The 11,149-nt window shown below is 39.6% G+C and carries 9 protein-coding genes and 1 tRNA gene; 6 read left to right on the top strand and 4 right to left on the bottom strand.

Going from position 1 to position 11,149, the window contains the following annotated elements:
- Positions 1-313 precede the first annotated feature (313 nt).
- The 5 genes from rlmKL to rmf all read left to right on the top strand — a co-directional run bounded on the left by rlmKL (position 314) and on the right by rmf (position 6,830).
- Positions 314-2,449, top strand: coding sequence for a bifunctional 23S rRNA (guanine(2069)-N(7))-methyltransferase RlmK/23S rRNA (guanine(2445)-N(2))-methyltransferase RlmL (gene rlmKL / locus JCM15074_RS19765; RefSeq protein WP_025823644.1), 2,136 nt, complete (start codon positions 314-316; stop codon positions 2,447-2,449).
- On the top strand, positions 2,439-2,684 hold the full coding sequence (locus JCM15074_RS19760; protein WP_025823642.1) for a glutaredoxin family protein: 246 nt from the start codon (positions 2,439-2,441) through the stop codon (positions 2,682-2,684). The genes rlmKL and JCM15074_RS19760 overlap by 11 nt, the downstream gene beginning before the upstream one ends.
- Positions 2,681-4,591 (top strand): ABC transporter ATP-binding protein, encoded by a 1,911-nt coding sequence (locus tag JCM15074_RS19755; RefSeq protein ID WP_025823640.1) that lies wholly within the window; start codon positions 2,681-2,683, stop codon positions 4,589-4,591. The genes JCM15074_RS19760 and JCM15074_RS19755 overlap by 4 nt, the downstream gene beginning before the upstream one ends.
- Before the next feature lie 29 nt (positions 4,592-4,620).
- Entirely contained in the window at positions 4,621-6,465 is a 1,845-nt protein-coding gene (locus tag JCM15074_RS19750) for a DUF3466 family protein (RefSeq protein ID WP_025823638.1), read from the top strand.
- Positions 6,466-6,653: 188 nt separating this feature from the next.
- Entirely contained in the window at positions 6,654-6,830 is a 177-nt protein-coding gene (gene rmf, locus JCM15074_RS19745; RefSeq protein WP_025823636.1) for a ribosome modulation factor, read from the top strand.
- Positions 6,831-6,910: 80 nt separating this feature from the next.
- Here rmf and fabA read toward each other — a convergent pair whose 3' ends face one another.
- A complete protein-coding gene (fabA, locus tag JCM15074_RS19740; protein WP_025823634.1) occupies positions 6,911-7,426 on the bottom strand; it encodes a 3-hydroxyacyl-[acyl-carrier-protein] dehydratase FabA in 516 nt (171 codons plus the stop codon).
- A gap of 70 nt (positions 7,427-7,496) precedes the next feature.
- Positions 7,497-9,212, bottom strand: a complete 1,716-nt coding sequence (locus JCM15074_RS19735) for a S16 family serine protease (RefSeq protein ID WP_025823632.1) — start codon at positions 9,210-9,212, stop codon at positions 7,497-7,499.
- Between the two features lie 189 nt (positions 9,213-9,401).
- On the opposite strand from JCM15074_RS19735, the gene JCM15074_RS19730 reads away from it, so the two are divergent.
- Positions 9,402-9,491: transfer RNA gene (locus tag JCM15074_RS19730), tRNA-Ser, on the top strand.
- Positions 9,492-9,543: 52 nt separating this feature from the next.
- Here JCM15074_RS19730 and fghA read toward each other — a convergent pair.
- Together fghA and JCM15074_RS19720 are read right to left on the bottom strand one after the other, a co-directional pair.
- Positions 9,544-10,380 (bottom strand): S-formylglutathione hydrolase, encoded by an 837-nt coding sequence (fghA, locus tag JCM15074_RS19725; protein WP_025823630.1) that lies wholly within the window; start codon positions 10,378-10,380, stop codon positions 9,544-9,546.
- 69 nt (positions 10,381-10,449) lie between these two features.
- A partial coding sequence (locus tag JCM15074_RS19720) for a zinc-binding dehydrogenase (protein WP_025823629.1) occupies positions 10,450-11,149 on the bottom strand: 700 nt, incomplete at its 5' end.

The raw sequence follows: 11,149 nt of genomic DNA, 5'->3' as shown, positions 1-11,149 counted from the left end.
ACTGCTCCATCCCGCGTCCTAAATTTGAAGTCAGTTAACAATACAATTTCTTATTTTGTTTCCCCAGTGCTTCAAAGCGGGGCGAACTATAGCGAGGGCTGTATCACATTGCAAGTAACTTTCATGATAAAGATGTTAAGTGCTTAAATTAGCAACATATTGTAATGATGCTTGGGTTAATTTTGTATTTATGTTGCTCATTAATGGGTTAGCTGAATAAAACTTACACTTAAGATGAACTAACTATTTATCTTTTCTGCCGCGGACAAGGTATAATGACGCATTATTTTTACTGAGTGTTTATTCTATACCCATGTTTAATTTTTTTGCTGCTGTGCCGAAAGGCTTCGAATATGCGTTAACTCAAGAGCTTATTGCGTTAGGTGCTACTGATGTTAAAGAAACTGTTGCTGGGGCTTATTTTTCGGCGCCATTAGAGCAAGCTTATCGCATTACTTTATGGACACGTTTAGCTAGCCGTATTGTACTGGTTATTTTTAAGGGCCAGTGTGAGACGCCTGAACAACTTTATAATGCAGCTTATTGTATAGATTGGCCGACTCACTTCTCTAATAAATCGACTTTTAGTATCGATTTCCATGGATTAGGCGGCTTTATTAATAACACTCAGTTTGGCGCGCTTAAGATTAAAGATGCGGTTGTTGACCGTTTTCGTGATGATGGTGATAACCGTCCCGATGTATCGCGTACTGATGCAGACATTAAAATTGACGCGCACTATAGAAATAACCAATTAACGATTGGTCTAAACTTTTCTGGTCCTGCATTACATCAGCGTGGTTACCGTGGTTTAACGGGTGAAGCACCGTTAAAAGAAAACTTAGCTGCAAATATGTTATTCCGCTGTGGCTGGACACAAGATCAACAAACATTAATGGATCCATTCTGCGGCAGCGGTACTGTTGTGATTGAAGCTGCATTAATTGCATGTGATATGGCTCCGGGTTTAAAACGCAGCCGTTTTGGTTTTGAACATTGGCGTTGTCATAACGAAAGTATTTGGCAAAATGTATTTGAAGAAGCCAAAGCAAGAGCGTCTATTGGCCGTACTCGTTGTGATATTAAGTTTTATGCTTCTGATATTGATTCTCGTATGGTGGCACTTGCGAAACGTAATGCGCAAACTGCAGGTGTATTAGACCTTATCGACTTTAAAGTTAGCGATGCATTAAATGTTGAACCCGTAGCTGAAACAGGCTTTATGGTCACTAACCCTCCTTATGGTGAGCGTTTAGGTAACGTATCTACTCTATTACAGTTGTATTTCCAATTTGGTGATAAGTTAAAGCGTGAGTTTGGTGGCTGGAAAGTTGCCATGCTTTGTAGTGATATCGAATTGGTATCATCACTTAAGTTAAAAGCTGATCGTCAGATGAAAATGTATAACGGTTCACTTGAATGTGCCTTTAACCTTTATACATTACATGCAAACAGTACTCGCCGTGTTGACCCTAAACATGTTGACCGTAATGTCGATGTAACTGAAATTGCAGTGCCTTTTGCTAACCGAGTTAAAAAGAACTATAAACAGTTACAGAAATGGGCTAAGAAAGAAGGTATTGATAGTTACCGTATCTATGATGCTGATATTCCAGAATATAATGTGGCGATTGACGTATATCTAGATTATGTTGTTATTCAAGAATATTCAGCGCCTGCAACAATACCTGAAGCGGTAACTAAGCGTCGTTTAACTGACGTGTTATTAGCATTACCTGCAGCCATTGGTTTTGACCCAGATAAGATCATTTTAAAAACCCGAGAGCGTCAAAAGGGTATCAGTCAATATCAGAAGCTTGATAGTGATAAAATTGAACCTATTACTACTGAATATGGCGCAAAATTCAGACTTAATCTAGCAGGTTATTTAGATACTGGATTATTTTTAGATCATCGTTTAACTCGTAAGTTAGTTGGCGCTAAATCTAAAGATAAAGATGTCTTGAACCTATTTTCATATACAGGTTCTGCCTCTGTGCATGCTGCACTGGGTGGCGCTAAGTCAGTGACAACTGTTGATATGTCAAATACCTACCTGAATTGGGCTAAAGATAACTTTATGCTTAATGGTTTGGTTGGTAAACAGTATCATTTTGAACAAGCTGATTGTTTACAGTGGGTTGCACAGTGTCAGCAACAGTTTGATTTAATCTTTATTGATCCACCTACATTCTCTAACTCGAAACGCATGGAAGACTCATGGGACGTTGAACGTGATCATGTTAAATTGCTTAAGAAACTAACTAATTTATTAAAACCTAATGGTGAAATTATTTTTTCTAATAATAAGCGCAAATTTAAGATTAATATGAAAGATCTGAATGGATTAAAGATGACGGTTGTTAATATTGATGACCAAACATTGCCATTAGATTATAAGCGTAATCCACATATTCATAATACTTGGCTAATTACTCATGACAAGTAATGCCTCGGCATTGATTCTTTATCACACAGATGGTTGTCATCTGTGTGAAATTGCTCAGCAAATATTAACTGATAATGGCATTAAATTTGAACTAGTTGATATTTGTGATGATGCTGTATTAGTAGCCCGATATGGTACAACCATTCCGGTATTGAGTTGTAAAGCGCAAATTAAGCAACTCGGTTGGCCATTTGATGCTGAGCAAGTTTTAACTTTTATTAGGAGCATACGTTGAGTTTAGTACGTATCAATAATGGTTCATTAGCCTACGGTTATACACCATTATTACAAAAAGCAGATTTTACCATTGAGCCTGGCGAGCGGGTTTGTATTGTGGGCCGAAATGGTGCGGGTAAATCAAGTTTACTTAAAGTGTTATCAGGCGATATTTTGCTTGATGAAGGCGAATTTAACATTACCAATGATGTTAAAGTGAGTCGTCTACAGCAAGATCCACCCAAAGCAGAGCAAGGCACTGTATATTCATATATTGCTGCTGGTATCAAAGAAGCTGGTGAAGCATTAGAGAAATATCATCAACTATCCCATGATATATGCAGCGCTTCACCTGAGCAGATGGAAAAAATGCTCAAGCAGATGGAGCGGTTGCAAGAACAGTTAGATCACCTTAACGGTTGGCAGTTAGATCATCGTATTCAACAGCACTGTAAACGTTTAAATCTTGATCCTGATACACCGTTATCAGATCTATCAGGTGGCTGGCAGCGTAAAGTTGCACTAGCGCGTGCTTTAGTGAGTGAGCCTGATTTATTACTTTTAGATGAGCCTACGAACCATTTAGATATTAAAACGATTGAATGGCTTGAAACATTCCTATTAAGTTTTAAAGGCGCGATTGTCTTTATTTCTCATGACCGTGGTTTTATCTCTCGCATGGCTACTCGTATTGTCGATTTAGATCGAGGTGTAGTGACGTCTTGGCCTGGTAATTATCAGACATATTTAGATGGTAAAGCTGAGTGGTTGCGTTTAGAAGCAGAAAGAAATGCCGATTTTGATAAAAAACTTGCTGATGAAGAAGTTTGGATCCGCCAAGGCATTAAAGCTCGTCGTACCCGTAATGAAGGTCGCGTACGAGCACTTAAAGCATTACGAATGGAGCGTAAAGAGCGTATTAACCGTCAAGGCAGCGCTAAAATGGCTGTTGCAGATACCGAACGTTCAGGTAAGTTGGTATTTGATATTAAAGACTTACATTTTGGTTGGCAGGATCAACCATTAGTTAATCGCTTTAGTTCTTCTGTGATGCGCGGTGACCGTATTGCCTTAATCGGCCCGAATGGTTGTGGTAAATCAACGTTAATCAAGTTACTTATCGGTCAATTAGAAGCTCATTCTGGTGAAATCAAAGTCGGCACCAAGCTTGAGGTTGCTTATTTTGACCAATACCGCGAAGCGTTGGATCCAGAGAAAACGGTAGAAGAAAACGTTGGTGATGGCAAGAAGACCATTACTATTAATGGTCAAGATCGTCATATCCTAAGCTATCTGCAAGATTTCTTATTTTCACCAGCTCGTGCCCGAACGCCAGTAAAAGCACTCTCTGGCGGTGAGAAAAATCGCTTGTTACTTGCACGTTTATTATTGCGTCCAGCTAACTTAATTATTCTCGATGAGCCAACCAACGATCTTGATATTGAGACCCTAGAATTGTTAGAGTCTTTGCTTACTGATTATCAAGGTACATTATTAATTGTCAGCCACGATCGTGCCTTTATTGATAATACAGTCACAAGTAGTTGGTGGTTTGCTGGTAATGGCCGCTGGGGAGAGTATGTTGGTGGTTATCAAGATGCTGTTGATCAAGGTGCTAAATTCTACAGCGAAGATGATGCGGTTAAAGTTGAAGACGTTGTAGAGCCTGTAAAAAAAGTGACTGCAGAAGTGAAACCAACTGCAAAAAAATTGTCATATAAATTACAGCGCGAGCTTGAAGAGCTTCCAGCAAAGATGGAGCAATTAGAGCAAGACATTGAATCGTTACAAGTTACGATTAATGACGCTGATTTTTATAATCAAGATCCAGCTGAAGTGACCAAGCAGTTAAATCTACTTGCTGATAAAGAACTGCTACTAGAAACTTACTTTGAACGCTGGGAAGAGCTTGAATCATTAAAGTAAGTGGCAAAATAACTATGGGAATAAAGTTAATGAAGTTTACGTTAGAAAAATCTTTGTCACTCGCCGCTCTTGGCGTACTCGGTGCCCTACAAACAGCAGCTGCAGCACCTGTATATGAGATTGAAAATTTAACCGATTATCAACTTGATGGCGAAGGTACGCTAACTCAAACCCGTAATGGTTATGCATTAGCCATTAATGCTGCTGGCCAAGTTGTTGGCATGTCACAAGGTAAGAAAAAACTGAGCAGTAGTGATGTCGAAAATGAAAATAGTGATCTTGATAATGATACCGGTATTTCGCCAAGTGAAACGATTACCTACTCAATTAATAGTCCTATTGATGGCAACAACTATGCTTTTACCGCAGAGCAAAATTCAACACCGCAAAAATGGGTACCAACCTTTAGCGCTATCGGTGGCTCACTAGCACCAGACAGCACAGACCCTGTGAGTCATGTAGATGCTTATTATTATGGCATTAATGATACCAATATGCGTGTGGGTAGCTTCACTGGTGAACAAAAAACAGTGAAATATACAGGTACGACTGAAGGTCAAGAAAATTGGTATTACCGTGATTTTGAACAGCGTGGTTTTTTACAACTTGCTGATGGTTCTCAAATTCCATTATTACCAACATTCCTTAATTATACCAATACCGAAACCAATAAAACGGCTGCGTTAGGTGGTTGGTCGGTTGCTACTGACGTTAATGTGGATGGTTTAGTTGCAGGTTATGGTAGCTTTGGCCTTAACCAACAAAGCATTAATAATATTAATGAATGTTTAGATGATGATGACACCACTCCTGACGCTATCTGTATTCAAGCATTACAGTTTCCTTCAGCGACAGGTAGCCGTGGTATAAATTACCAGCTAAGGGGCATGATTTGGTCGCAAACAACTGCTGCGGAGCCGATTGTTCTGCCATTAGGCTTAACACCTGATAACACGGATAATTTGTTTGCAGCGCAAGCGTTTGCGATTAACCCTGAAGGAACCGTAGTCGGACGTTCACATACTTATCGCGGCGGTGATAAAGATAAGCTTGCTTATGATGCAGCTTATTGGACTAAAGATGTTACAACGGGTAAGTATCAATATCACTGGGTGCCTATGGGCGATGATATTCGTTATTCAATAGCGTATGACATTAATGACGAAGGCATTTTAGTCGGTAGTTATAATAAATATATCAACGGCGTTGCTGTCAATAAGTTTTTCTATTTTGATACTAAAAATCCTGAAACTGGTGTTATCACTCCAAGTGATTTTACTGGTGGCGTGTCAGAGTTAGGTAGTGTACCTAAAGACATCAATAATCTAGGTCAAGTTGTGGGTAATATTGATACTACATTTGATTTAGATACTGCTCGTCCAAAGGAAGCTTTCCTGTTTAATAAGGCTGATGATGAGTTTGTTAACCTTAATAAATTACTGACCTGTGAATCTAAAGGTTATGAAAAGCAGGCTGATGGTAGCTGGGTACGTCATAAAGTTGAAGTAACGGATGGTACGGGTAAATCCTTTACTTATGATGTTGACTACAAAGTTGTTGAAGCGAACCAAATTAGTGAAGATGGCTCAATTGTAGGTACAGTATTTGCTCGCAAACCTGTTTATCAATTAGATGTTAATGGTGATTTTATTCTTGAAAATGGTAAGCCAATTTTCGAATTAAATGGTTATGGTGAACCATTAACATCATATGTGCCACGTATGGTGGTATTAAAGCCTGCTACAGAAGCAGCGGCTGAAGCTTGTACCGTTATTGATGATAGTGATGTTGATAAGCCATATGAACGTCAAGGTGGTGCTATGTTAGCTTGGTTACTTGCTTTACCGCTAGTTTGGTTACGTCGTCGTAAATAAACATAACAGCTAATTGTTCTATAAAAATCGAGGCATCTGCCTCGATTTTTTTATTTTTGAAACTCAGTCATTTAGACTGATCTTTACAAAAAATTCGATTTTCGAGTTGATTTTGGCTAAAAAAACCACTATTCATAATAGTGTGAAGCAAAAGCTTCTAGGAAACAAAAAGGACAGAGGACGCTTGCATGAAGAGACAAAAACGAGATCGTTTAGACAGAGCTTTTTCCAAGGGATTCCAAGCTGGTGCTGGAGGCCGTTCTAGAGAATTATGCCCATATTCACATGTTGATTCACGTTCACAATGGTTAGGTGGGTGGCGAGAAGGTGTTGAAGGTCGAGCAAATGGTTTATTTACCAAGTAATCCGTTTAAGTAGTCAGTTCATTGCCCTCAAATCAATGAGGGCATTTTATTATTTATAGGGTAATTAGAGATTAATTAGATTAGAAGGTCGAAGTGTCGCTAAAGACGCCCACTTTCAAATCAGTAGCACTGTAGATTTGGCGACCATCAACCTCAAGAGTTGCATCTGCAATACCCATGACTAATTTACGATGAATGGTACGCTTAATATCAAGCTTATAAGTGACTTTTTTAGCATTCGGTAGTACTTGGCCAGTAAATTTAACTTCACCAACACCAAGCGCTCGTCCTTTGCCTTCAGCACCTTCCCAAGAAAGGAAAAAACCGACTAATTGCCACATAGCATCTAGCCCTAGGCAACCAGGCATCACTGGATCTCCAACAAAGTGGCAGTCAAAAAACCATAGCGATGGGTCAATATCAAGCTCAGCGATAATTTCACCTTTGCCGTGTGTTCCACCATGATCGTTAATCGTTACAATACGATCAATCATCAGCATGTTGTCGACTGGTAATCGAGGTGAATTCTGGCCGAAAACTTCACCATGCCCACAGGCAATAAGTTGTTCTTTAGTGAAACTGTTTGCTTTAGTCATTGTGTGTCCTAACTTCAAATTGTCTGCGCACAGATTAGCGAACACGTGTACGCTTAACAACTCCGATCAGCTAAATATTTTTCCAAAATAAGCATTTATTACAAATTCGTTGTAATAATGTAGGCTCATTATCGGTTAATGGTTCATCTAAACGGTCTAATCTGAATTGAACTCGACCGTATAAGGTATCTTCTGCAAAGTTATTATCTTCATCTGCTACCCCTGCTGGTAATCCCATTAATAACTCAACAGCTTGGTCAACATGCTCAATTGCATAGATTGAGAATTTTTGTTGTTCAACCGCTGTAATAATCTTTTCAGGTAAGTGTAGTTGAATCACATTACTCTTAGGGATAATCACTCCTTGTTGCCCAGTTAAGCCACGACGCTCACATAAGTTAAAGAAGCCTACAATCTTCTCATTAACGCCGCCAATGGCTTGTACGTGGCCAAATTGGTCAAGTGCTCCTGTAATCGCTAGACTTTGTTGAATGGGATACTCTGCTATAGCGGAAACTAAGCAACAGAACTCTGCCGCAGAAGCACTATCACCATCAATTTCTTGATATGATTGTTCAAATACAATGTTTGCATTGAGGTGGAGTGGGGCATCTTTACCGAAAATACGATAAAGGCAAGAAGATAAAATCATCATACCTTTAGCGTGTAAATTGCCACCGAGTTCTGACTTACGCTCAATATCAGCAACCTCACCGTCACCATAATGCACAGAGGTTGTGATACGAGCAGGTTCACCGTAGCAATAATCAGGACTATCAATCACGGTTAAGCCATTGACTTGACCGATCATTTCGCCTTCGGTTTGAAGCATAATGAATTTGTCATCAAAGCTTTGTGCTGACAATTGCTCAGATGCATTGTGGCGATCTTTGAATGCCATCAAACTTTGCTGTAATGATTCTGCACTGACCACGGTTTGCTGTGTTAATGCGGCTGCTTGTGCCATTAATTGCATAAAAGGCAATTGACATAAGCTCAATCTTTGTTGATGTTCGGTTAATTTACAGCTGTATTTAATTAAAAATGCCAATGCGCTCGGATCAAGCTCTACTTGCTGTAATTTGGCTAAATGATTTAGCCAAGCGATATAAGTTGTCTCATGTTCTTCAGTTCTTTCTATTTCACTGACCATTTCGGCAAGAATAGAGAAATGAATGGTAAATGGTGGTTCTTGATAAACTAATTGGCTATAGCCATAACCATTACCGACAAGAATAATTTTGCCATTAAATGGAATGACAGGTAGCTCACTATGAACACGGTAAAAGCCATCCGTTAGCATTTGGATGACTAACTCCCACAATGGCTCACGCTTATATAGATCATCTGCGGTAATAAAAATATAGTGGGCAGAAGCAAGTGCACCGGCTTGATAATTAAGTTCACCATTTTTCATTGAGGCATGGCCAATAAGGTCACGCTTTTTAATGGCACCGTTTAGCCATACCCATGGCGTTGATTTCTGTGCCACTTGATTTGACAGTGCTTCATCTTGCCACAGGAAATCTCCAGCCTTATTGACTAAATACTGAGATGTTGGCAAGGGTAATAAATCGGTTAATGCTTTAAATAATTCAGGTTTATTATTTCCATCAAAATCCGCTAAGTACATATGTTGATTTAATGTACGGCAGGATAACTTAAAAGCATCTACTACTCGTTGTTGTCCAAATAACAAGGGGGCGGTAGGTAGATTGGGTTGTTCAAAGCTTTCTAGAAGAACGCTAGGTGCTAGCGCAGAAGATGGTAATAGAGGTGAATTCATAAATACTAAAGTCATTAGATAGTGGCGCTAGCTTATCACATATGACTGCATACTAGGCTAAAAAAATAGAGTAAATCGACGTTAAAATCAACAGAGTGACTAGCGATTGTGCAGCTAGCACGCTGCTTAGTGTTAAAGCTTAATTTAGACTTTACAATAGATATCAGGATCGCTATTATGCGTGCCGTCGGAGGGGTGGCAGAGTGGTCGAATGCACCGGTCTTGAAAACCGGCAACGGTTTATCCCGTTCCAGGGTTCAAATCCCTGCTCCTCCGCCATATTTAGAGAAGGCGCTTAACTTAGGTTAAGCGCCTTTTTGCTATTTGTCGTTTATGTGTTTAGATGCTCAGCATGAAACTTAATGTGTTTTTCAATAAAACTAGTAATAAAAAAGTAATCATGTTGATGTTCAATATTTTTATTTAAAAGCAGTGGATAATGATTCTTTTTTGCCGCAGCTAATAAGGTGTCAGCATTTAATTGTTTTGCAATCGCACAATCATCAGTTCCCATATCAACTAATGCAGGGATTTTTTGCTGAGAATTGCCGATAAGATGGCAAGCATCATATTGTAACCACTGCTGACTATCTTCACCTAAATAATGACTAAATGCATTTTGGCCCCACGAACATTCCGCTGGATTGGCAATCGGACTAAAGGCCGAAATACTGGCATAGCGCTGTGGATTATTAAGTGCGATAACAAATGCACCCAATCCGCCCATTAAATGGCCACTGATACTGCGTTTATTTGAAACGGGGAAATAGGTTTCAATCAGCTTGGGTAATTCATGAGCGACATAATCATACATATGGTAGTGACGGCACCAAGGTGCTTGTGTCGCATTGACATAAAAGCTTGCCCCTAGGCCACAGTTTTCATCTTCGATATTAGGTACATCATCACCGCGAGGGCTCGTATCTGCTGTGACTATTGCAATACCGAGCTCTGCTGCTATTTTCATTGCGCCAGACTTTTGCATAAAGTTTTCATCAGTACAGTGTTGGCCTGAAAGCCAATAGAGCACTGGAACAGGCGAATAAACTGCTTGAGGCGGAATAAAAATGGCAAAACGCATATCGCAATTCACACTAGTTGATCTATGTGTATATTGTTTGTGCCAACCACCAAACGCTTTGTTAGCACTGATATTAGTTAAGTTCATTTGAGTCTCTTAATCATTAAGATTATGAATAAAGGCCCAATAAATGGACCTTTATTAGCGTAAAAGTAATTACTTCATGTCGTAATGAATTACGGTACGGATACTCTTACCTTCATGCATTAGGTCGAATGCTTCGTTGATGTTTTCTAGGCTCATAGTATGAGTAATAAAGTCATCTAACTTAAATTCACCTGCCATGTAACGGTCAACTAAGCCTGGTAGTTCAGTGCGGCCACGAACGCCACCGAATGCGCTACCACGCCAAATACGACCCGTTACTAATTGGAATGGACGAGTTGAAATTTCTTGGCCTGCACCTGCAACACCAATAATCACGGATTCGCCCCAACCTTTATGGCAGCTTTCAAGTGCGCTACGCATTACGTTAACGTTACCGATACACTCGAATGAGAAGTCAACACCACCGTCAGTCATTTCAACAATCACTTCTTGAATTGGCTTGTCGAACTTAGTTGGGTTGATGCAATCTGTTGCACCTAATTTAGTTGCTAGTTCATATTTGCTTTCATTGATATCGATACCGATAATGCGGCTTGCACCAGCCATTTTCGCACCAATAATGGCTGATAGACCAATACCACCTAGACCAAATACAGCAACTGTGTCGCCTTTTTGAACTTTAGCAGTGTTAAGTACTGCGCCCATACCCGTGGTAACACCACAACCTAATAGACAAACTTCTTCTAAAGGTGCTTCTTTGCTTACTTTAGCTAAAGAAATTTCTGGTAGTACAGTGTACTCAGAGAAC

The sequence above is a fragment of the Shewanella marina JCM 15074 genome, assembly GCF_000614975.1.
In the GTDB taxonomy this organism is placed as follows: domain Bacteria; phylum Pseudomonadota; class Gammaproteobacteria; order Enterobacterales; family Shewanellaceae; genus Shewanella; species Shewanella marina.
Note: the sequence above shows the minus strand (reverse complement) of the source record. Positions and strands in the feature narration are given on the sequence as shown.

Coding starts and splice junctions, on each gene's coding strand:
- rlmKL (WP_025823644.1), top strand. CDS start 314: ATGTTTAATTTTTTTGCTGCTGTGCCGAAAGGCTTCGAATATGCGTTA.
- JCM15074_RS19760 (WP_025823642.1), top strand. CDS start 2,439: ATGACAAGTAATGCCTCGGCATTGATTCTTTATCACACAGATGGTTGT.
- JCM15074_RS19750 (WP_025823638.1), top strand. CDS start 4,621: ATGAAGTTTACGTTAGAAAAATCTTTGTCACTCGCCGCTCTTGGCGTA.
- rmf (WP_025823636.1), top strand. CDS start 6,654: ATGAAGAGACAAAAACGAGATCGTTTAGACAGAGCTTTTTCCAAGGGA.
- fabA (WP_025823634.1), bottom strand. CDS start 7,426: ATGACTAAAGCAAACAGTTTCACTAAAGAACAACTTATTGCCTGTGGG.
- JCM15074_RS19735 (WP_025823632.1), bottom strand. CDS start 9,212: ATGAATTCACCTCTATTACCATCTTCTGCGCTAGCACCTAGCGTTCTT.
- fghA (WP_025823630.1), bottom strand. CDS start 10,380: ATGAACTTAACTAATATCAGTGCTAACAAAGCGTTTGGTGGTTGGCAC.